Annotated in this window: 19 protein-coding genes; 10 read left to right on the top strand and 9 right to left on the bottom strand. The window is 70.7% G+C overall.

Annotation, left to right across the window (positions count from 1 at the left end; translation table 11 throughout):
* Window positions 1-502 precede the first annotated feature (502 nt).
* Together HNR30_RS13525 and HNR30_RS13520 are read left to right on the top strand one after the other, a co-directional pair.
* Window positions 503-1,294 carry an NUDIX hydrolase gene (locus HNR30_RS13525; RefSeq protein WP_181610192.1) on the top strand — a complete coding sequence of 264 codons (792 nt, stop codon included), beginning with the start codon at window positions 503-505 and terminating at the stop codon, window positions 1,292-1,294.
* Entirely contained in the window at window positions 1,291-2,079 is a 789-nt protein-coding gene (locus HNR30_RS13520) for an MBL fold metallo-hydrolase (RefSeq protein WP_181610191.1), read from the top strand. Before HNR30_RS13525 ends, HNR30_RS13520 begins: the two co-directional genes overlap by 4 nt.
* On the opposite strand, the gene HNR30_RS13515 is transcribed toward HNR30_RS13520, so the two are convergent.
* Together HNR30_RS13515 and HNR30_RS13510 are read right to left on the bottom strand one after the other, a co-directional pair.
* Entirely contained in the window at window positions 2,061-2,741 is a 681-nt protein-coding gene (locus tag HNR30_RS13515; protein ID WP_181610190.1) for a Crp/Fnr family transcriptional regulator, read from the bottom strand. The genes HNR30_RS13520 and HNR30_RS13515 overlap by 19 nt on opposite strands.
* A gap of 46 nt (window positions 2,742-2,787) precedes the next feature.
* Complete coding sequence (locus HNR30_RS13510; RefSeq protein ID WP_181610189.1) at window positions 2,788-5,052, bottom strand: helix-turn-helix transcriptional regulator; 2,265 nt, start codon at window positions 5,050-5,052, stop codon at window positions 2,788-2,790.
* A 228-nt stretch (window positions 5,053-5,280) separates the two neighbouring features.
* Here HNR30_RS13510 and nth point away from each other — a divergent pair, with 228 nt between their 5' ends.
* Genes nth through HNR30_RS13495 form a run of 3 tightly spaced genes read left to right on the top strand, consistent with a single transcriptional unit; the run spans window position 5,281 to window position 7,438 of the window.
* Window positions 5,281-5,988 carry an endonuclease III gene (nth, locus tag HNR30_RS13505; protein ID WP_181610188.1) on the top strand — a complete coding sequence of 236 codons (708 nt, stop codon included), beginning with the start codon at window positions 5,281-5,283 and terminating at the stop codon, window positions 5,986-5,988.
* Between the two features lie 40 nt (window positions 5,989-6,028).
* On the top strand, window positions 6,029-6,661 hold the full coding sequence (locus HNR30_RS13500; protein WP_181610187.1) for an NUDIX hydrolase: 633 nt from the start codon (window positions 6,029-6,031) through the stop codon (window positions 6,659-6,661).
* Window positions 6,662-6,679: 18 nt separating this feature from the next.
* A complete protein-coding gene (locus HNR30_RS13495) occupies window positions 6,680-7,438 on the top strand; it encodes a PIG-L deacetylase family protein (RefSeq protein WP_246378555.1) in 759 nt (252 codons plus the stop codon).
* A 5-nt stretch (window positions 7,439-7,443) separates the two neighbouring features.
* On the opposite strand, the gene HNR30_RS13490 is transcribed toward HNR30_RS13495, so the two are convergent.
* Together HNR30_RS13490 and HNR30_RS13485 are read right to left on the bottom strand one after the other, a co-directional pair.
* Window positions 7,444-8,613, bottom strand: coding sequence for a WS/DGAT domain-containing protein (locus HNR30_RS13490; protein WP_181610185.1), 1,170 nt, complete (start codon window positions 8,611-8,613; stop codon window positions 7,444-7,446).
* 33 nt (window positions 8,614-8,646) lie between these two features.
* Window positions 8,647-8,868 (bottom strand): hypothetical protein, encoded by a 222-nt coding sequence (locus HNR30_RS13485; protein ID WP_181610184.1) that lies wholly within the window; start codon window positions 8,866-8,868, stop codon window positions 8,647-8,649.
* An 81-nt stretch (window positions 8,869-8,949) separates the two neighbouring features.
* Here HNR30_RS13485 and HNR30_RS13480 point away from each other — a divergent pair, with 81 nt between their 5' ends.
* Window positions 8,950-10,143 (top strand): MarP family serine protease, encoded by a 1,194-nt coding sequence (locus HNR30_RS13480; protein WP_181610183.1) that lies wholly within the window; start codon window positions 8,950-8,952, stop codon window positions 10,141-10,143.
* Between the two features lie 8 nt (window positions 10,144-10,151).
* On the opposite strand, the gene HNR30_RS13475 is transcribed toward HNR30_RS13480, so the two are convergent.
* The 5 genes from HNR30_RS13475 to acs all read right to left on the bottom strand — a co-directional run bounded on the left by HNR30_RS13475 (window position 10,152) and on the right by acs (window position 15,773).
* Window positions 10,152-10,592, bottom strand: a complete 441-nt coding sequence (locus HNR30_RS13475; RefSeq protein ID WP_181610182.1) for a DUF309 domain-containing protein — start codon at window positions 10,590-10,592, stop codon at window positions 10,152-10,154.
* The gene (locus HNR30_RS13470; protein ID WP_181610181.1) at window positions 10,589-11,494 is read right to left on the bottom strand and encodes an alpha/beta fold hydrolase; all 906 of its coding nucleotides are present in this window, start codon (window positions 11,492-11,494) and stop codon (window positions 10,589-10,591) included. Before HNR30_RS13470 ends, HNR30_RS13475 begins: the two co-directional genes overlap by 4 nt.
* Window positions 11,487-12,305: a phage holin family protein gene (locus tag HNR30_RS46750; RefSeq protein ID WP_220133565.1), complete on the bottom strand. Its 819-nt coding sequence runs from the start codon at window positions 12,303-12,305 to the stop codon at window positions 11,487-11,489. The genes HNR30_RS13470 and HNR30_RS46750 overlap by 8 nt, the downstream gene beginning before the upstream one ends.
* Window positions 12,306-12,336: 31 nt before the next feature.
* A complete protein-coding gene (gene nhaA, locus HNR30_RS13455) occupies window positions 12,337-13,515 on the bottom strand; it encodes a Na+/H+ antiporter NhaA (protein ID WP_181610180.1) in 1,179 nt (392 codons plus the stop codon).
* Between the two features lie 266 nt (window positions 13,516-13,781).
* Window positions 13,782-15,773, bottom strand: a complete 1,992-nt coding sequence (gene acs, locus HNR30_RS13450) for an acetate--CoA ligase (RefSeq protein ID WP_181610179.1) — start codon at window positions 15,771-15,773, stop codon at window positions 13,782-13,784.
* 209 nt (window positions 15,774-15,982) lie between these two features.
* Between acs and HNR30_RS13445 the strand changes: the two genes are divergently transcribed.
* The 4 genes from HNR30_RS13445 (at window position 15,983) to HNR30_RS13430 (ending at window position 20,634) form a co-directional block, all read left to right on the top strand.
* A complete protein-coding gene (locus HNR30_RS13445) occupies window positions 15,983-16,708 on the top strand; it encodes a Fic family protein (RefSeq protein WP_181610178.1) in 726 nt (241 codons plus the stop codon).
* Window positions 16,709-17,495: 787 nt separating this feature from the next.
* A complete protein-coding gene (ssd, locus tag HNR30_RS13440) occupies window positions 17,496-18,542 on the top strand; it encodes a septum site-determining protein Ssd (protein ID WP_181610177.1) in 1,047 nt (348 codons plus the stop codon).
* Window positions 18,543-18,545: 3 nt separating this feature from the next.
* A complete protein-coding gene (locus HNR30_RS13435; RefSeq protein ID WP_181610176.1) occupies window positions 18,546-19,703 on the top strand; it encodes a TadA family conjugal transfer-associated ATPase in 1,158 nt (385 codons plus the stop codon).
* A 247-nt stretch (window positions 19,704-19,950) separates the two neighbouring features.
* Window positions 19,951-20,634 carry a type II secretion system F family protein gene (locus HNR30_RS13430; protein ID WP_181610175.1) on the top strand — a complete coding sequence of 228 codons (684 nt, stop codon included), beginning with the start codon at window positions 19,951-19,953 and terminating at the stop codon, window positions 20,632-20,634.
* Window positions 20,635-20,638 lie beyond the last annotated feature (4 nt).

Raw genomic sequence — 20,638 nt, 5'->3', positions numbered from 1 at the left:
CTTCCTCCAGTATGCGAACGGAATTGGTGGCGCCGCCTAATGACTACGGCAGCTGCGCCATGACTACCTTGCCGCGCCACGGGGATTGGTTCCACCATGTCACGGCGCAATAAGGTCAAGGCCAGCCATTGATTCTTTGGTACTGCCCCCGGCGGCCATGCCGGAGTGCGGCGACTTTTCGATTGCCCTGCATGTTCGCTGATCTCTTATGCGCGGCATGAGATAAGTCTGAACCTTTCCTTGCCCGTACTGCCGAGGGCGCTGGATGGGAATCCGGGAGGCCTGTGGCCGCCAGTCGCGGCGCGGTCGGATTCGTGAATTGGAATAGCCGGACCGCCGGGAATTACTTAATGATCTTGTGTCTCCGGGCGCCGGAAGAAGCGGCGCGGCCGCCCCGGCCGGGGTGTGGACCCCCGGGCGCCCAGCCGGATCCCTGACCGCCCTTCCCCATACGAAAGCGCTGCTCGTAATATGACCGAGTAATGTTCTACTGGGGGCCGCCGTGACACTTCCCGACCAACTCCTCGACCGCGCCAGGGCGATCGCCGCCGGCACACTCGAACCCGTCCCCGCCAAGGACGCCGCCACCGTCGTCCTCCTGCGCGACGACATGCACGTCTACCTGCTCAGACGCAAGGCCACGATGGCCTTCGCCGCGGGCGCCTACGTCTTCCCCGGCGGCTCGGTCGACCCGCGCGACACCGACCACGCCATCGCCTGGGCGGGACCGAGCGTCCAGCAGTGGGCGAGCGTCCTCAGATCGGACGAGGCGACGGCACGCGGACTGGTCTGCGCCGCCGTACGGGAGACCTTCGAGGAGTCCGGCGTCCTGCTCGCGGGCCTGAGCGAGGACGAGGTGGTCGCCGACACGACAGGCGACGACTGGGAGGCCGACAGGCTGGCCCTGATCGACCGCAGCCTGGCCTTCGCCGACTTCCTGGCCAAGCGCGGCCTGGTGCTGCGCACCGACCTGCTGAAGGCGTGGGCCCACTGGATCACCCCCGACGTCGAGACCAGGCGCTTCGACACCCGCTTCTTCGTGGCCGCCCTGCCGTACGGCCAGCGCACCCGCGACGTGGGCGGCGAGGCGGACAAGGTCGTGTGGCAGCGCCCCCAGGAGGCGCTGGAGCTGGCCGACGACGGCAAGATCTTCCTCATGCCCCCGACGTACGTCACCCTCCAGGAGCTGACCGCGTACGCGCAGGCGGAGGAGGTCTTCGCGGCGGAGCGGGAGATCACGCCGATCCAGCCGCGCGTGATCGAGGTCGACGGAGAGGTCAAGCTGGTCCTATGAGCGGCCTGTACATCCCCATCGACACGCCGGACGGCTCCCGCACCGAGCATGCGGAGAACCTCCTGGCGCCCAACCCCGGCATGATGACGCTCGACGGCACCAACACCTGGGTCATCGGCGGCGAGCAGTGCATCGTGGTCGATCCGGGCCCCGACGACGAGGCTCACCTGCTGAGGGTGCGTGATCACCTCGGCGACCGGAACGTCACCCAGATCCTCCTGACCCACGGGCACGTAGACCACAGCGGCGGCGCCCGCCGGTTCGCGGAGCTGGTGAAGGCCCCGGTCAGAGCGCTCGACCCCGCGCACCGCCTGGGCGAGGAGGGCCTGCGCGACGGCGACGTCGTCACCGTCGCGGGCGTGGAGCTGCATGTGTACGGCACGCCGGGCCACTCGTTCGACTCGCTGTGCTTCTGGCTGGCGCAGGACCGGGCGATGCTGACCGGCGACACCGTGCTGGGCCGCGGCACCACGGTCATCGCGCAGGACGGCGGCCTGGGCGACTACCTGCGCAGCCTCGACAGGCTGAGGGCGGCGGCCGAGGAACTGGAGGCGATGGCGCTGCTGCCGGGGCACGGCCCGGTGCTGCCCGACCCCCTGAAGGCCCTGGACGGCTACATCGCCCACCGGCGCGAGCGCCTCGACCAGATCAGGAAGGCGCAGGCCGCGGGCGCCAGGACGGCGAGCGAGGTCGTGGCGATCGTCTACGCGGACGTGGACCGGGCCCTCTGGCCGGTGGCAGAGGTCTCGGTCCGCGCGCAGCTGGACTACCTGGAGCGGTTGTAGAGCCGGTCGAGGTCGAGGATGGTGACCGCCTTGGCCTCGATGCGCAGCCAGCCGCGCTGGGCGAAGTCGGCCAGGGCCTTGTTGACCGTCTCGCGGGAGGCGCCGACGAGCTGGGCGAGCTCCTCCTGGGTGAGGTCGTGGTGCACCCGCACGCCGTCGTCGGTCTTGGTGCCGAAGCGCTCGGCCAGGTCGAGCAGCTGCTTGGCGACACGTCCGGGCACGTCGGTGAAGACCAGGTCGGCCAGGACGTCGTTGGTGCGGCGCAGCCGCTGGGCCAGGGCGCGCAGCAGGTGGAGCGCGACCTCGGGGCGGCCGGTCAGCCAGGGGCGCAGGTCGTCGTGGCCGAGCCCGGCCAGCCGCACGTCGGTGAGCGCCGTGGCGGTCGCCGTACGCGGGCGGGGGTCGAACAACGACAGCTCGCCGAACATCTCGCTCGGCCCGAGCACGCTGAGGAGGTTCTCGCGCCCGTCCGACGAGGTGCGCGACAACTTGATCTTGCCGTCGAGCACGACGTACAACCGGTCGCCGGTCTCGCCCTCGTTGAAGAGCGTCTGTCCCTTGGACAGCTGGACCTCGGTGATGCTCGTGCGCAGCGCCGCGGCGCTCTCGCGATCGAGCGCTGCGAACAGGGGGGCCTTGCCCAGCACGTCTTCGGTGTTCACTCTGCCTCCTCTGTTCTCATTGTGACGTACGGCACGCACCGGGTGGCTAATCGGGGCGGGTCAGCTCCAGCACGTCACGAATATAGGCGCGTCGCGACACATCCAGCTTCGTGAGGATATGGTCCATGTGGGCGTCCACGGTGCGTTTGGAGATGACGAGCTTCTCGGAGATCTCCCGGTTGGACAGCCCCCGCGCCGCCAGCACCGCCACCTCGTACTCCCGCTGGGTCAGCGCGGAGATCGCCGGCGCCGACACCTTGCGCAGCAGCCGGTCGCTGTCGTGCTCGGCCGAGGCGATGGTCAGCTCCAGCGGATGCGCCGCGCCCGCGCGCCAGGCCTCCTGGTGCCGCCCCTCGTCCATACCGGCCTGGATGGCCTTCATCGCCCGCTGGTGCAGGCTCTCCAGCACCACCTGGCCGCTGAGCCGCTCGCTGGCCCGCCGCCACAGCATGTCGGCGGCCCCCAGCAGCCACGAGGCGCGCTCGAAACGTTCCTGGGCGGCGCTGATCCAGGCCAGCACCTCCAGGCCGTAGGCGGTGCCCACGGGGTCCTCCAGGTCGTGTTTCATGCGCATGGCCAGGCGCGCGGACTCCGTCGCCTCCTCCATCCGGCCCTGCAGGAACTGCGCCATGCCGCTGATGAGGTAGGCGTAGCTGTTCATCCACCGCTCGGCGGGATCGAGCTGGTCGCGCGTGCGGCGGCAGTCGGCGATGGCCTCGTCGAGCTTGCCGATGTGGAGCATGAGGTTGCCGCGCACGCCGTAGAACAGGCCGAGCCCGGCGTAGTTGTCGTGGGCCTCCAGCAGCCGGGTGGTGATCTCCGACGCCTTGATCGCGGTCTCGAAGTCGCCGAGGAAGTCGGAGCCCATCAGGATGTACAGCTGGCCCCTGCCCTCCAGCCACGGATCGCCCAGCAGGCGGCCGATCTCGGTGGCCTCGCGGGCGTCACGCACGCCCTCGCGCGAATGGCCGCAGAACATCGACAGATGGGCGCGGATGTTGAGTGTCCACGAACGTTCCCTGGACGGCTCGGGCGGCAGCAGGTCGAGCACGCGGGTCTGCCAGGTGCAGCCCTCGGCGGGCCGGCCGACCAGGTGCCAGTAGCACCACAGGCCGCCGCTGAGCGCCGTGGCCCGCTCCAGGTCGGGCTTGGTGACCGCGTGCTCCAGGGCGACCTGCAGGTTCTCGTGGTCGACGCGCAGCCGCCTGGTGCGCGGGAGCTGGTCGGCGGCGAAGGTGTGCTCGCCGTACTCCACCGCCAGCGCGGTGAAGCGCGCCAGGTGCAGGTCACGCATCCTGACCAGGTCGCCGGCGGCCTCCAGTTGCTCGGCGCCGAACTCGCGGATCGTGTCGAGCATCCGGTAGCGGTCGTCGCCCACCCGCCGCACGATGCACCGCTCGACCAGCCCGGCCAGCGACTCCAGCACGTCGTCGCCGGTGAGCTCCCGGCTCCTGCACACGTCCTCGGCGGAGTCGAGGTCGAAGCCGCCCGCGAAGACCGACAACCGCCGCCACAGCAGTCGTTCCTGCTCGGTGCACAGCTCGTGGCTCCACTCGATGGCCATGCGAAGCGTGCGGTGGCGCTCGACGCGCGAGTGGCGGCTGCCTGTGAGCACCTTCAGGCGTTTGCCCAGGTTGGCGGCGAGCCGGTCCAGCGGCATCGTGCGCAGGCGTACTGCTGCCAGCTCGATGGCCAGGGGGATGCCGTCGAGGCAGCTGCAGATGTCGACGACCCGCTGCCGGTTGGCCGCCTCCACGGTGAAGCCGGGCACGACCGCCGAGGCCCGCTGCTCGAACAGCTCGAGGGCGTCGCCGCCGCCCGCGGTGATCGGCAGCGGTTCGAGGACGAAGATGTGCTCGCCGGGCGTGTTGAGCGGCTGGCGGCTGGTGGCCAGCACGCACGCCCATCCCGTACGGCTCAGCACCTCGTCGGCCAGCGCGCCGCAGGCGCCGATGAGGTGCTCGCAGGTGTCCAGGATGATCAGGAAACGGGTGTCGCGCAGGAAGTCGATGATCGCGTCCATCGGGGCGCGCTGGTCCGGCAGGCCCAGCCGGGCCGCCAGGGCGCCGGGCAGCAGGTCGGGATCGCGCAGGCCGGACAGCTCGATCATGCAGACCCCGCCGTCGTACCTGTGGGAGATCGCCGCGACGGCCTGCAGGGTCAGGCGTGTCTTGCCCACCCCGCCGGGGCCCACCACCGTGACCAGGCGATGGGAGTCGAGCGCGTCCACCAGGGCTGGGACCTCGAGCCGGCGTCCGACGAAGCTGGTGACGGCGGAGGGGAGGTCGACGGCGCGGGCGGCGGGGGACATGGCGCCTCCAGTGATCGACATATGACGCTGAGTCAGCAATTCACCCTAGTCCGGCATGGCGGACGGTGACGGCCCAATCACATACCTACAAGGCCCTCGCGGCCTCGAATACGTATGTGTCCCGATGCCGGTACGACAGGGCGACGGCACCCTGGGGGTCCGGCCGCGTCACCGTGTCGGAGGGGACATCGAGGGTGGCGCGGCCGCATCGGCCTCTACCCTTGCCGCATGGCCATGGACGAGCGTCCCTCACTCGCGCTGGTACGACGCGCCCGCAAGATCAACCGCATCCTGGCGGAGACCTACCCCGACGCCCACTGCGAGCTCGACTTCGCCAACCCGCTCGAGCTCCTGGTCGCCACCATCCTGTCGGCGCAGTGCACCGACAAGCGGGTCAACATGGTGACCCCGACGCTGTTCGCCAAGTACCCCACGGTGGAGGACTACGCCGCGGCCGACCGGGCCGAGATGGAAGAGATCATCAAGTCCACGGGCTTCTTCCGCGCCAAGACCAACAGCATCATCGGCATGGCCCAGGCGGTGTGCGACCGCTACAAGGGCGTCGTGCCGCACCGGCTGAAGGACCTGGTCACGCTCCCCGGCGTCGGACGCAAGACCGCCAACGTCGTGCTCGGCAACGCCTTCGGCGTTCCTGGGCTGACCGTCGACACCCACTTCCAGCGGCTGGTGCGCCGCTTCGGCTGGACCGACGAGACCGACCCGGTCAAGATCGAGCACATCGTCGCCGAGCTGCTCCCGCGCAAGGAATGGACGATGTTCTCCCACCGCGTCATCTGGCACGGAAGGCGCATGTGCCACGCCCGCCGTCCCGCCTGCGGCGTGTGCCCGCTGGCCGCGCTGTGCCCGGCGTACGGCACGGGCCCGACGGCGGAGAAGGAAGCCTCCAAACTGGTGCGACCCGGACCGTTTTCCTGACCGGGGAAGCATTTCCCGCCGGGCGAGCGTTGGAGATCGCATGGCCCCCGACTGGCTGCACACCCTCGTGGCGAAGGCAGCACGATCCCCCGTGCCCGCGGGCATGCGTCCGCCGGCCGACGGCAGCGGCCGTCCGGCGGCGGTCCTGATGCTGTTCGGCGAGGGCCCCGACGTCCTGCTCATCCAGCGCAGCTCGCGCGGGAGGCGCCACGCCGGCCAGCCCGCCTTCCCCGGCGGCGGCCTCGACCCCGACGACGACGGAGCCGTCGGAGCGGCCCTGCGCGAGGCCCAGGAGGAGACCGGCCTCGTCCCCGACGGCGTCGAGATCGTCGGCACCCTGCCCGAGTTGTACGTCTGGCGCAGCGACAACCGCGTGACCCCCGTCGTGGGCTGGTGGCACACCCCCTGTGCCGTGCACCCCGCATCGCCCGACGAGGTCGAGGCGGTCGAACGGGTGCCCATCGCCGAGCTCGCCGACCCCGCCAACCGGCTCAAGCTGCGCCACCCCAGCGGTTACTCCGGCCCCGCCTTCCAGGTGCGAGGCCTGCTGGTGTGGGGCTTCACCGCGGGCATCCTCGACAACATGCTGCGCTGGTGCGACTTCGAGCGTCCCTGGGACCACCACCGCGTCGAGGACCTGCCGCCGGACGTGGTCAACCTCGCCGCCCGCTAGTGCGGAAGAATGTCCGGCATGACGACTCTGCCTGCCCTGCCCGAAGAGTCCTTCCAGCGTGTGCTCTGCGTCGTCGCACACCCTGACGACATGGAGTACGGCACGTCCGCGGCCGTCGCCCGCTGGACCGCACGCGGCATCGAGGTCGGCTACCTCCTGCTTACTCGCGGCGAGGCTGGCATGCCCAACCCTCCCGAAGAGACGGCACGCCTGCGCGTGGCCGAGCAGCAGGCCGCCTGCGCCGCCGTCGGCGTCAAGCACCTGACCGTCCTCGAACACCCGGACGGCGTGCTCGTCTACGGGCTCGACCTGCGCCGTGACATCTGCCGCGAGATCCGCCGGTTCAAGCCCGACGTCGTCCTCGGCTCCGGATTCGACATCGAGACGCCCTACGGCTTCGACCAGGCCGACCACCGCGCGGCCGGGCTCGCGACGCTCGACGCGATCCGCGACGCCGGCAACCGGTGGGTCTTCCCCGAGCAGATCGACGACGAAGGACTCGAACCGCACTCCGCGCGCTGGTACATCGTCCCCGGCCTCGCCGCCTCCGCGACCCACGGCGTCGAGGTCACCGGCGAGCCGCTGCGCAGGGGAGTCGCCTCGCTCGAGGCCCACGCCGCGTACCTGGCCGCGCTCCCTGGACACCCCGTGCCGTCGGACTTCATCCCGAAGTTCGCCGCCATGAGCGGCAAGGCCATGGGCGTCGAGCACGCGGTGCTGTTCCGCGCCCACGACCTGCAGGCGCCGCCGGAGTTCCCCGACGACACGCAGGACTGACGGGGCTACAGGGCGAGGTCGTGCAGCTCCTGCTGCAGCTCGTTGGCGAACTTGTCGGCGAACTGGGCCCGCTGCGCGTCGGAGACGACGCTGATCGTCACCGTCTCGCCGTAGCCGTGCAGCATCATGCAGATGCCGTGCGGCGGCTGCAGGATCGTCGCCCCCACGATGTCGGTGACCGGACGGCCCGCCAGCGCGAGCGGCTCCGTGGGAATCGGGACGTTCGAGCAGACGATGTTGCTCATCAGCGGCATCCAGATCGTGCGCATGAGCGCGACCTGGCCCGCCACGCCCATCGCGGCCGTCGCCTGGGTGAGCAGGGCCAGCCCGCGTGCCTGCGACAGCCGTTTGGCCCTGGCGGTGCGCGCGTGCACGGTGGCCAGGCGTCCCTTCGGCAACGACACGTTGAGCGGCAGGCGCACCCTGATCATGGCGAGCTGGTTGCCGAGCACGTGCGCGGTGCCCGCCGTACGCAGGTCGACCGGGACCATGACGAAGTGGGGGCCCTGCGTGCGGCCCATGCGGCGTACGGCGCCCGCCACGGCGGCCAGGTAGACGTCGTTGAGCGTCTCAGGACGGGTCCTGGCGGTGTCGAGGAGCCTGCGTGGCACTCTGACCACGGCCAGGTGCCTGCCGGGGCCGTGCGGGCCGTTGAAGGGCAGCCTGCGCCCCGGGCGTTCGGCCAGCGCGGTCAGCAGCCCGGCCAGATGGCGGCGGGTCGCGGGCTGGCTGACCGTGGCGGGCTCCCGCGACCAGTCAGGGTGCGGCTCGCCCTCGCCGAGCAGGTGGCGCAGGATGAGCGAGGCGGCCACGCCGTCGAGCAGCGCGTGGTGCGCGCGGAACAGCAGGGCGAACTCCCCGTCGGCGTAGCCGGTGAGCAGGTCGAGCCGCCACGGGGGATCGAGGCGCGCGCCGAGCAGGGCCGCGGCGGTCTCCGACTCGGAGGCGGTGGCGTGGATGCCGACGTGCTCGGTGGGGTCGAGGCGCTCGCGCACCACCCAGCGGCGGCCGTCGAAGCGGCACCGCAACCGGGCCAGCGGCGCCAGCCGTACGGCCACCAGGTCCTGGAGCTCCTCGCACGACGGCGCGGCCCCCTGGAAGCGAACCAGGAACCCGAATGTCGCGGCGCCCTGGAGCCGGTCCTGGGTGAGGAAATGACGATCGACACGATTCATGCCCGCCTCCTACGCAAGGTAGCGGACCAAATACTAAACGCGAGTATCGGCGGATTGCTCGGCTTTTCCGATATCGGTGAGTGCGCCGTCGATCGCCCACAGCAACGTCTCGTCCGTCTCGCTCGCACGCAGGTACCGCAGCACCAGCAGTGCCCGGCGCCGCTCGGGCACCGTACGCATCATCTCCACCCCGCGCAGCCGCTCGCTGAGCGTCTCCCCGGCGCACATCCGGCGGGCCAGCATGAAAGCTTCCACAATCCGACGGTATTCCCGCAGGTCAACCGCTCCTCACAGAAGAGGTGCACAATTGACTTCCGCGCTGGATACCTTTGAAGCGTGCGCGGCGATCTGCTTGACCTCATTTTGATCGGCCTCGTGATCGCCTTCGGCATCTCGGGCTACCGTCAGGGCTTCATCATCGGGGCGATGAGCTTTGTCGGCTTCGCGGGTGGGGTCGTGCTGGGCGTCTTCATCGCGCCGCCCATCGCCAAGGCCGTCGTCGACGGCGACATCGAGCAGGCTCTGCTGGCCATCGTCATCGTCTTCCTGACCGCCACCATCGGCCAGTTCGCCTCCTCCACCATCGGCGCCGTCGTCCGCAGCCACGTCACCTGGGAGCCCGCCAAGGTCGTCGACGCCCTCGGCGGCACCCTGGCCAGCGGCCTGTCCGTGCTGGTGTTCGCCTGGCTCGTGGGCAGCCTGCTGGTCTCCAGCTCCTTCACCCCGATCGTCGACCAGATCCGCAACTCCCTGCTGCTCAGCACGGTCGACGAGGCCGTGCCGGAAGCGGCCAAGGACTGGCAGAAGCCGTTCAAGGAGTTCATCGACCGCTCGGAGTTCCCGCCGGTCTTCGACGCCATAGGCGGCAGCAACCTCATCGAGGTCGCCGAGCCCGACGTCGGCGTGCTGAAGGGCAACCCGCGCCTCGAACGCGCGCGCAACAGCATCGTCAAGGTCCAGGGCACCGCCGAGAGCTGCGGCAAGCGCATCGAGGGCACCGGCTTCGTCTTCGCCCGCGACCACGTCATGACCAACGCCCACGTCGTCGCCGGCGTCACGGCCGACCTGCGGGTCACCGACTACCGCTTCGACACCAAGGAAGCCGTGGTCGTGCGCTACAACCCCAGCCGCGACATCGCCGTCCTCTACGTGCCGGGGCTGAGCCTCCGGGCGCTGTCGTTCGACGGCTCCGCCAAGTCGGGCGACAACGCGATCATCGCCGGCTATCCCAAGGGCAAGGGCTTCACCCCCGAGGCGGCCCGCATCCGCGGCACCCAGAAGGCCACAGGACCTGACATCTACCGCAGCGAGAACGTCACCCGCGAGGTCTACGCCATCCGCGGCAGGGTCCTGCCGGGCAACTCGGGCGGCCCGCTCCTGACCGACCAGGGCCAGGTCTTCGGCGTCATCTTCGCCGCCGCCACCGACCGCAAGGACACCGGCTACGCCCTCACGGCGGCCGAGGTCTCGCAGGACGTGAAGCTCGGACAGGCCGACACGACACCGGCCAGCACCCAGTCCTGCGACTAAGGGATCGGCTAGGGGAGTGCCCGCAGGATGACGCCGATCGCCTGGCCGGCGTCGCTGTCGTCGGCCAGGCCCGAGGCGACGCGGCCGACCTGGTGGTACGGCCCGCCGTACGCCTGCACCTTGGCCGCTCCCCGGCTGAAGAGCGTCACCGCGCCGCGGCCGTTGCCGCGCTGCAGATGGGTGAGGCCGACGCAGATCTGGGCCAGGCCCTGCCACAACTCGCGCTCGTCGTCGGGGGCGCACTTCCAGCGCCCCTCGAAGATCTCGTGCGCGTGGAAGGGGCGCTGCGCCGCGAGCATCTCGCGCGCGTCGGCCAGCGCCTGCGCCGTGGTGGGCGCGTAATCGTCGGGCACGCGTTCCACACCTTCCGAGCCGTACGGCAGCGGCCTGCCGTACTCGTCTCTGGGCCTGGCGTTGCGCGGGCGGCCCAGCGGGTCTCTGTCTCTCACCGGTCGGGCTCCGGATCGGCCAGCCAGCCGGCCAGCTCGGTGTCGAACGCCTCCGGCTGCTCCTCGTGCGGGAAGTGCCCGGCGCCCTCGATGAGCTTCCAGCGGTACGGCGCGGCCACGTAACGGCTCGAACCCTGGGCGGTACGGGGGAGCGTGCAGCGGTCGAGCGCGCCGTGCAACTGCAGGGTGGGCGCCTCGATCTCGGTGTGCATCGCACGCGCGTAGCGCAGGCCGTCAGGGCGCAGCTGCGAGCGGGCGAACCAGCGGTGGTACTCCAGCGCGGAGTGCGGCACCGCGTTGATCCGGAAGGCCTCCTCGTAGACCCTCGCGGTCTCGTCGTCGGGAAAGCCGGGACCCGCCCAGTCGGTCAGGATCCGCCTGACCTGCTTGGGCAGCCGCCTCTCCGGCAGGAACGGCAGCTGGAAGCCCAGGGAGTAGGCGCTGGCGCGCAGCTGGCCGAACGGGTCGGTCAGCAGCGAGCTGCGCAGCCGCAGGGGGTGCGGTGCGCCGACCACGACCAGGCGCTGCACCGACTTGGGCGACAACGCCGCCATCGTCCAGGCGAGCAGCCCGCCCCAGTCGTGACCGACCACGATCGCGCCGGTCTCGCCGAGCGCGCGGATCAGACCGGTCGCGTCGCCGGCCAGCGTCGGCAGGTCGTAGCCGCGCGGCGGCTTGTCGCTTCCGCCGTAGCCGCGCAGGTCGACGGCGACGGCGCGGTAACCGCGCTCGGGCAGGCTCCTCAGCTGGTTGCGCCATGTCCACCAGAACTGCGGGAAGCCGTGCAGCAGCAGGACCAGCGGGCCCTCGCCCGCCTCGACCGCGTGGAAGCGGGTGCCGGCCGCGTGGATGGACCGGTGCGTCCAGGGGCCGTCGAGCTGGACGACCGACTCGTCAGCCATCGGCGGGCTCCGCCACGTCCTTCAGGCCCTTCAGCGAGTCGCGGGTGCGCTTCATACCGGTCAACCCCTTGAACCGGCGCGTGCCGACGAGGACGGCCACCCCCGCGACCAGCAGGTAGAAGAGCGTCACGATGAGGAAGGCCGCCGAGCTCGGCAGTCCGGCCGCCAGCTTCGGGACGAACAGGTAGGCGAGGTAGCCGAAGAGCACGGCCAGAGCCAGGTAGGCCAGACCGAACAGCGTGATGGCCGCTCCGGGCGCGATGCCCTGGGCCAGGCGCCGCGCCAGCAGCGAGGCGAGGTAGCCCAGGACCCCCGCCACGATCACCGCGATCACGACGGGCAGGCTGGCGGTCAGCCACGCCGGCATCGAGAACGACTCGATCCAGCGCTGGAGTGGCGGGAGGCCGAAGAAGAGGACGGCGCCGGTGACCTCCAGGAAGAGCACGCCCGCGAGCGCGGCGCCGACCGGCTGCGACGGGCCCTTGCCGAGCGTGCGCGCGCCCAGGAGGGCGAGATAGCCCAGGAACGCGCCGGTGGCCAGGTAGGCCAGCACCGTCAGCACGACCGCCAGCCACGTCCACATGCCCTCGGACAGCAGGAAACCGAGGGTGAAGGAGGCGAGGATCAGGCACAGGTGCGCGATGAAGGCCGCACCGGCCAGCAACCCGACGCCCGTGCCCACCCGCTGGGCGTCGAAGCGCAGCTCGGACTTGGCGAGCTCGATCTCGGCGCGTACCAGCGTGGAGATCTGGTCGCTGGCCTTGGCGACCAGAGAGCCGAGGGTCTCCTCGACTTCGGGAGCTTGTGACATGAGGGTCTCCTATCTGGACACGCCGGCCGTGTCAAACATCATCCTGTGTCCGCAGGCGCTTGCGCACCCTGACATGCAACAGCACCGCGGCGAGAACCGAGGCGATGAGGCTGGCGATGAGGACCCCCGTCGTCACCGCCCTGAACCGTGTCGGATCGTCGCCGTAGGCCAGCTCCCCGATCAGCAGCGAAACCGTGAACCCGATGCCCGCCAGGCACGACACCGCGGCCATGTCACGCCATTGCAACTCCTCCGACAGTCTGGCCAGGCCGAGCCGTACGGCGAGCCAGGCCCCGCCGAACACGCCGAGGAACTTCCCGATCACGAGCCCCGCAATCACGCCGAGCACCACACGATCGGAGAAGATCGCGCCGAAGTCGTCGAGCACGACACCCGCCGACAGGAAGGCGAAGACGGGTACGGCGAAGCCGGCCGACAGCGGGCGGACGTAGTGGTCGGCCTTCTCGGCGTGGTCGAGGTTGGTGAGCAGGCCGAGCGCGACGCCGGCGACGGTCGCGTGCACGCCGCTGAGCTCGACGAACAACCACGCCATCAGGGCCAGCGGAAGGTAGAGCCACAGCGCCTTGACCTTCCTGCGCTGCAGGACACCGTAGACGGCGATCGTCAGCGCGCCCAGCACCAGCATGAGCAGGTCGACGTTCTCCGTGTAGAAGATCGCGATGATGCTGATCGCGCCCAGATCGTCGACGACCGCGCAGGTCAGCAGGAAGGCGCGCAGCGCCGCCGGCATCGCGCTGGCGGTGACGGCCAGCACGGCCAGGGCGAAGGCGATGTCGGTCGCGGTCGGAATGGCCCAGCCGTCCGCCGCTCCTGGCGCGCCCCAGCTCACGGCCAGGAAGACGAGCGCCGGGACGATCATGCCGGCGACGGCGGCGATGATGGGCAGGGCGGCCTTCCTGACGTTGGACAGCTCGCCGTGGACGAACTCCTCCTTGACCTCCAGGCCGGCGACGAAGAAGAAGATGGCCAGCAGGCCGCTCTGCGCCCAGTGATAGAGCTCCAGCGGGCCCAGAGTGGTGTGCCGGAGTGCGGCGTAGCTGTCGTGCGCCACGTTCGCCCAGATCAGGGCGGCGACGGTGGCGACGAGCATAATGATGCCGCCGATGGTCTCCGTGCGGAGCGCCTCGGCCAGCGTGCGGGCGTATCGGACGGTTGGGCGGATGGGCCACATTTCCGCGGCGCGGCGCACAGCATGTCCCCCTTGGTGACGGGTATCGCGGGTCGGTCCCCCGAATGCCGACCAGACTTCCCGGCTCACCTGGTGATCAGCTTACATGTCGTGCTTTCGCCGCGTTCGCTGTGGTGGCGGGCCTGGGCCAGGCCGATGCCGCTGGTGCCGCCGGTTCCGCCGCCCTGCCCGGGCATGGGAACGCCCCCGCCTGCCGTACGGCAGGGGCGGGGGCGTCGTGGCGCGAGCTCAGTCCTCGGGTTTGGCGCTCGGCAGCTTCTCCCAGCTCAGTCCTCGGACTTGGCGCTCGGCAGCTTCTCCGAGATCAGGTTCATCACCGTGCTGTCGGCCAGCGTGGTGACGTCGCCGATGCTGCGGTTCTCCGCCACGTCGCGCAGGAGGCGACGCATGATCTTGCCGGAGCGGGTCTTGGGCAGCTCGGGCACGACCAGGATCTGGCGCGGCTTGGCGATCGGGCCCAGCGTCTTGGCGACGTGGTTGCGCAGCTCGGCGCCGATGTCGTCGCTCTCCTCCGCGTTGCCGCGCAGGATCACGAACGACACGATGGCCTGGCCGGTGACCGGGTCGGTGGCGCCCACGACCGCCGCCTCGGCGACCTTCGGATGGCTGACCAGGGCCGACTCCACCTCGGTGGTCGAGATGTTGTGCCCCGAGACGAGCATGACGTCGTCGACGCGGCCGAGCAGCCACAGGTCGCCGTCCTCGTCCTTCTTGGCGCCGTCGCCCGGGAAGTACATGTTCTCGAAGCGCGACCAGTAGGTGTCGATGTAGCGCTGGTCGTCACCCCAGATCGTGCGGAGCATCGACGGCCACGGCTCCTTGACGACCAGGAAGCCGCCACCGCCGTTGGGAACGCTGTTGCCCTGGTCGTCGACCACGTCGGCGACGATGCCGGGAAGCGGCTTCATCGCGGCGCCCGGCTTGGCGTGCGAGATGCCGGGCAGCGGGCTGATCATGATGGCGCCGGTCTCGGTCTGCCACCAGGTGTCCACGACAGGCGTCTTGCTCGCGCCGATGTGCTCGCGGTACCAGACGTAGGCCTCGGGGTTGATGGGCTCGCCCACGGAGCCGAGAACCCTGAGCGACGACATGTCGAACTTCGCGGGGATGTCGTCGCCCCACTTCATGAACGTCCTGATCGCGGTGGGCGCGGTGTAGAGGATCGTGACCTTGTACTTCTGGACGATCTCCCAGAACCGGCCGCGGTGCGGGGTGTCGGGGGTGCCCTCGTAGATGACGCTGGTGGCGCCGTTGGCGAGCGGGCCGTACACGATGTAGCTGTGCCCGGTCACCCAGCCGATGTCGGCGGTGCACCAGTAGATGTCGGTTTCGGGCTTGAGGTCGAAGACCGCGTGGTGGGTCCAGGCGGTCTGGGTCAGGTAACCGCCGGTCGTGTGCAGGATGCCCTTGGGCTTACCGGTCGTGCCGCTCGTGTACAGGATGTACAGCGGGTCCTCGGCGTCGTGCGGCTGCGCCTCGTGCTGGTCGCTCTGCTTGGCGACCACGTCCTCCCAGAAGACGTCGCGGTCGTTGACGGCGATCTCCTGGTTGGTCCGGCGCACGACCAGGACCTTCTCGACGTTCGGCGTGTTGGCGACGGCCTCGTCGACGGTCGGCTTGAGGGCCGACGGGTTGCCGCGGCGGTAACCGCCGTCGGCCGTGATGACCAGCTTGGCGTCGGCGTCCTCGATGCGCGACTGCAGCGCGCTGGCGCTGAACCCTCCGAAGACGACGCTGTGGATCGCGCCGATGCGGGCGCAGGCCAGCAGCGAGATCGGCAGCTCGGGGATCATCGGCATGTAGATGGCCACCCGGTCGCCCTTGCGGACTCCGAGCTCCTGCAGGGCGTTGGCGGCCCGGTTGACCTCGCGCTGGAGGTCGGCGTAGGTGATGGTCCTGCTGTCGCCCTCGGGCTCGCCCTCCCAGTAGTAGGCGACCTTGTCGCCGTTGCCCGCCTCGACGTGGCGGTCGACGCAGTTGTAGGCGACGTTCAGCTGCCCGCCCACGAACCACTTCGCGAACGGGGGGTTCCACTCGAGCGTGGTGTCCCACTTCCGGGACCAGGTCAACCTGTCGGCCGCCTGCTCCCAGAAGCCCAGTCGGTCGGCGGCGGCCTGCTCGTAGGCGTCCGCGGTGATGTTCGCGGCGGCGGCGAGCTCGGCCGGTGGTGCGAACCGGCGGGTCTCCTGCAGGAGATTGGACAGCGTCTCCTGACTCTCTGGGGCGTTATCGGCCACTTTGCACTCCTTCTGCGGCATAGGTCGGATCCAACTCCACCAGCTCAGCGGGTGTGAAGGCAAGAGGTCTAGACAGGTATGTACCGATCTGTCGGAGCCGCCTGCTTGTCAGGTGCCGCTGACTGCTGCAATTAAACCGTTGTCACATTGACATCTTCTAAATATGGAACGAGCCAATTGGGCCCCCTTTATGTGGGAGGTTTGGCTACTCGCCGGTAAGGTCGGGCCTTGTGAGCGATCCGCTGGTTGTCATCGCCGAACTCCCCGGCGTGCAGGAATCCATCGAACAGGCCCGCCAGGCCGTCGACCGGCTCTATCGTCACCGGGTGCTGCGCCGGCGCAGCCCGGAGGTGTCGGCGGAGTCGTCGCTGCGCGGGGCCAGGGCCTCGGCCGCGCTGTCGGGCGTCGACGTCGGCCTCGACGACCTGCGATCAGGCTCGGTGACCGACCCGGTCGTGCAGGGAGCGCTGCGCGCCTCGGCGGAGATCGGACGCCTCGGCTCGACATGGCGCTCGTCGCCCCGCCAGGTGCTCGCCCGCCTCCACACCCTGGCCGCCCGCGGCCTCGCCGACGACGCCACTCTCGGACGGCCCGCCGCCGGAACGCCGCGGCTCGACGCCCTGATGTCCCTGGTGACCTCGGGCTCCAAGGCCCCCGCTCTGGTCCTGGCAGCCATCGTGCACGCGGAACTGGCCGTGCTCGAACCCTTCGGCACCGCCGACGGCGTGGTGGCCCGTGCCGCGGAACGGCTGACGCTGGTCGAGTTCGGGCTCGACCCCAAGGCGCTGGTGCCTGCCGAGCTGGGGCACCTGGGCGCGGACTACCGGGCGGCGCTGGACAGCTATGTGACGGGGACGCCGTCGGGGGTGGCCGCCTGGGTCCAGCACTGCGCTGAGGCCGTCGTGGTGGGGGTCAGGGAGACCACGGCCATCTGCGAGGCCATGCAGCGAGGGTGACGCATTACGGTCATGGCTGACGGCTGGGGGGCGTGTTGCGGACATAGCTGACGGCGCCTCGCAACCGAGACGCCGTCTGCCGTACGTCGCACCTGGCTACCAAGCGTGCACCTCTAATTCGTCGGAGCGGGTCAAGCCCAACTCGACGCGCCTCCCGCGGCTGGTCGCGCGTGGGTACCTGGTCGACGTACCGGACAAGAGGTCCGTGCCACCTTTGTACGTCGGATTCGGCCTGATGGGAACCCCTGGGACCAAGACCTTTACCCATGGTTGGCCGCCAGGCTTGATCACTGGCTGTGATGGGGTGCTGGCGGCCTCGAAAAAACTTAGCGAAAATGCGAGATTGCTCCTCGACGAAACTCGTTCGGATCGGGCAGCATACGGTGGTATCTCCCGAAACTGGAGCGACTGTGCACGGGTTTGCTTTGCAAGTCTCTTGCCATGCTCTGGTCAAGTGATGAAAGCTTTCTTCTGAAACGGGACCGGCTCTACCCCCCCGGAGCCGGACCGGTCAGGCGACCCCCGCTCTCCCCCCCGGCGGGGGTCGCCCCTTTTCCGGCGACTTCCTGAGCCTCCTGAGCCTCCTGCTCTTCGAGCCCCGCGCCGCGCCCCCGCCTCGCCCCCTCCGCGCCGCGCCCCCGCCTCGCCCCCTCCGCGCCTCGCCCCCTGCCCGCCTCGCGCCCTCCGCGCCTCGCCGCCTCCGCGCCCTCGCCGCCCTCTGGCGCTTCATCCACAGAACACGGTTCGGCCCGTCGCCGAGACCCCCGAACCCCCGATCCTTGCCGGCATGAACCGCCGCCCCCTGGTCATCACCGAAGACCGGGCCCTCCTCGACGACCTGGTCCGCATAGCCGCAGCCGCCGGCGCCCAGCTCGACGTGGCCCACGCCCCCGCCCACGCCCGCCCCCACTGGAACCTCGCCCCCATGGTCGTGGTCGGAGCGGACCTCGCCGACGCCCTCGCCGCCACCGCCCCACCTCCGAGAGACCGCGTCCTGCTCGTCACCCAGGCCGCCGACGACCCCGACACCTGGCGCAGATGCGTGGCCGTGGGCGCCCGCACTGTCATCGACCTGCCCGCCTCCGAACGCCGCCTCGTCGAGGAGTTCGCCGACATCTCGGAACCCGAGCCGAGATCCGGCACCCTCGTCTGCGTCATCGGCGGCCGAGGCGGCGCCGGAGCCAGCGTCCTGTCCGCTGGCCTCGCCCTCCACGCCTCGGGCGCCCACCTCCGTACCCTCCTCCTCGACGCCGACCCACTGGGCGGCGGCATCGACGCCCTCTTGGGCCAGGAAGAGGCCCAGGGAGCACGCTGGCCCGACCTGGTGGCACGAGAGGGCAGGGTCAGCTCCACGGCACTCAGAGACGCCCTTCCCGCCTTCGGAGACCTGGCCGTGCTCTCCTTCCACCGGGGCGACACCCGCCCGATCCCCGCGGAGGCCATGCGCTCGGTCCTCGAATCCAGCCTGCGCGGCTTCGACCTGGTGATCGCCGACCTTCCTCGCCACGTCGACCAGGCCGCCGTCGAGGCGCTGACCCGGGCCGCCGGCACCCTCCTGGTGGTCTGCGCCGACGTCAGAGGAGTGCTCTCGGCCGCCCAGGTGCTGGAGTCCATCCGCCACCACACGGCCGACATCCGCCTGGTCAGCCGCCCGGGAGCGATCGCCCCCGACACGATCTCCGCCTCCCTCGACGGCGCGCCTCACGTCGCCCAGATCCCCGACCATCCCCGCCTCGACGCCTCGCTCAACCGCGGCGAGATGCCCGCCCTGGGCCCCCGCACACCCCTCGGCCGCCTGTGCTCCACCCTCCTCCAAGACCTCCTCCCGGCCTGACCCATGACCGTCACACCCGACCTGATGGAAGCGGTCAGGGTCCGCCTGGCCAGAACGGGCGTCGAGCCGACGGCGGCCCAGGTCGCGCTGGCCCTGCGCGCGGAGAAGGCCGTGTACGGCGACGCCGAGATCCTCCACGTCGCCCGCGCCCTGTGCGCCGACCTGATCGGCGCCGGACCTCTCGAGCCGCTCCTCGCCATGCCGGAGACCACCGATGTCCTGGTCAACGGCCCGAGAGACGTGTGGATCGACGACGGCCGGGGCCTGCGCCGCACCACGGTGTCCTTCCCCGACGACCCCGCGGTCCGCCGTCTCGCCCAGCGCCTGGCCGCCTCGGCCGGCCGCCGCCTCGACGACGCCTCGCCGTACGTCGACGCCCGCCTGCCCGGCGGCGTCCGCCTCCACGCGATCCTCCCGCCGGTGGCCTCCGAGGGCACCTGCGTCTCCCTCCGCCTGCCGCCCAGGCGCACCTTCACCCTGCCTGACCTGGTCGCCGCCGGCACCATCGCCCACGACGCCGTCCCGGTGCTGTCGGCGATCGTGCACTCCCGGCTGGCCTTCCTCGTCACGGGCGGCACGGGCACCGGCAAGACGACGCTTCTGAGCGCCCTGCTCTCCCTCGCCGACCCCGGCGAACGCCTCCTGCTCGTCGAAGACTCCGCCGAACTCCGCCCCCTGCACCCCCACGTGGTCCGCCTCGAAACCCGCCCCGCCAACCTGGAGGGCGCGGGCGGGGTCACGCTCCGAGACCTCGTACGGCAGGCGCTGCGCATGCGCCCCGACCGCCTCGTCGTGGGGGAGGTGCGCGGCGCCGAAGTGATCGACCTGCTGGCCGCGCTCAACACCGGCCACGAGGGCGGTTGCGGCACCCTCCACGCCAACGCGGCCGCCGACGTCCCCGCCCGCCTCGAAGCCCTCGCCTGCGCGGGCGGCATGAGCCGGGAGGCGGTGCACAGCCAGCTGGCGGCAGCCCTCGACGTGGTCGTCCACCTGTCGCGAAGCCGGGTCGACGGACGGCGTCGGGTATCGGAGATCTGCCTGCTCACCCGTTCCGCGTCAGGGTTCGTATCGGCCGTCCCGGCGCTGACCTTCGACGCCGAGGGAGGCACTTGCGTAGGGCCGGGCTTCGAGACGCTGATGAACCGAGCCCCGTCACCCTGACCATCCGCCCCTCGGGAGCGCCCACCCACCCATCGCGAGGGCGCATCCACCTGCGGCGGGGGCACACTCACCCGCGCTTGGGGCTCATCCGCGCGCTTTACTCCCCTCGCGCCCGGGCACCCCGCTCGTGCTCCGCCCCCCGCCAAGTCCCATCCCACCGGTGCTTCACCCACCCCCTGTTCGACCCGCGCGGGGGCATCCCGTCACCACCATCACCGTCACCATCCCCGACAGCAGCCGAGGCACCATGACCACCATCCTCGCCACCCTGACCGCCGCCCTCGCGGTGTGGCTCCTAACCGGCCCAAACACCCCCACCACCCGCCTGTCCCACCTCCTCACCCCCACCCATCCCCCGAACTGGCGCCCCCTGCTCCACCGCCTCACCCGCCCCTGCCCGACCCGCCTCCAGGCAGCCTGGCGCGCCGCCTCCATCGACCTCTGCCAAGGCCTGTCCGCCGAACTCTCGGCAGGCCTGACCCCCGCCGACGCCCTCACCAGAGCCGTGGCCACCGTCGACTTCCCCACCCCCGGGCCGGCCCGGCTCCTGACCGCAGCCGCCAGAGACGGCGGCGACATCCCCAAGGTCCTGTCCAGCTTCGGCTTCCACCATCTGGCCGCCTGCTGGACGGTCTCGACCACGGTCGGCGCCGGCCTCTCACCCCTCGTCGACCGCGTGGCCCAGTCCCTGCGCGCCGACCAGGCCCACCGTCAGGACGTGGCCGCCCAACTGGCAGGCCCAAGAGCCACGGCCAGGATGCTCGCCGTCCTGCCCGCCCTCGGCCTCCTCATGGCCGCCGCCCTGGACATGAACCCTCTTGGCTTCCTCTTCGGCGGCCTCCCGGGCCTGTCGTGCCTGACCGCCGGCCTGGCCCTCGACGCTGCCGGCCTGTGGTGGACCCACCGCATGGCCGTACGAGCGGAGTCGTGACGGA

This window comes from Nonomuraea soli, from assembly GCF_013761175.1.
Classification (GTDB): Bacteria; Actinomycetota; Actinomycetes; order Streptosporangiales; family Streptosporangiaceae; genus Nonomuraea; species Nonomuraea soli.
Note: the sequence above shows the minus strand (reverse complement) of the source record. Positions and strands in the feature narration are given on the sequence as shown.

What these genes read in the sequence shown, in the direction of transcription:
- HNR30_RS13470 (WP_181610181.1), bottom strand. Translation starts at nt 11,494, where the DNA reads ATGGCTGACGAGTCGGTCGTCCAGCTCGACGGCCCCTGGACGCACCGG.
- HNR30_RS13520 (WP_181610191.1), top strand. Translation starts at nt 1,291, where the DNA reads ATGAGCGGCCTGTACATCCCCATCGACACGCCGGACGGCTCCCGCACC.
- HNR30_RS13510 (WP_181610189.1), bottom strand. Translation starts at nt 5,052, where the DNA reads ATGTCCCCCGCCGCCCGCGCCGTCGACCTCCCCTCCGCCGTCACCAGC.
- HNR30_RS13500 (WP_181610187.1), top strand. Translation starts at nt 6,029, where the DNA reads ATGGCCCCCGACTGGCTGCACACCCTCGTGGCGAAGGCAGCACGATCC.
- nth (WP_181610188.1), top strand. Translation starts at nt 5,281, where the DNA reads ATGGCCATGGACGAGCGTCCCTCACTCGCGCTGGTACGACGCGCCCGC.
- HNR30_RS13430 (WP_181610175.1), top strand. Translation starts at nt 19,951, where the DNA reads ATGACCACCATCCTCGCCACCCTGACCGCCGCCCTCGCGGTGTGGCTC.
- ssd (WP_181610177.1), top strand. Translation starts at nt 17,496, where the DNA reads ATGAACCGCCGCCCCCTGGTCATCACCGAAGACCGGGCCCTCCTCGAC.
- HNR30_RS13495 (WP_246378555.1), top strand. Translation starts at nt 6,680, where the DNA reads ATGACGACTCTGCCTGCCCTGCCCGAAGAGTCCTTCCAGCGTGTGCTC.
- HNR30_RS46750 (WP_220133565.1), bottom strand. Translation starts at nt 12,305, where the DNA reads ATGTCACAAGCTCCCGAAGTCGAGGAGACCCTCGGCTCTCTGGTCGCC.
- HNR30_RS13435 (WP_181610176.1), top strand. Translation starts at nt 18,546, where the DNA reads ATGACCGTCACACCCGACCTGATGGAAGCGGTCAGGGTCCGCCTGGCC.
- acs (WP_181610179.1), bottom strand. Translation starts at nt 15,773, where the DNA reads ATGCCGCAGAAGGAGTGCAAAGTGGCCGATAACGCCCCAGAGAGTCAG.
- HNR30_RS13490 (WP_181610185.1), bottom strand. Translation starts at nt 8,613, where the DNA reads ATGAATCGTGTCGATCGTCATTTCCTCACCCAGGACCGGCTCCAGGGC.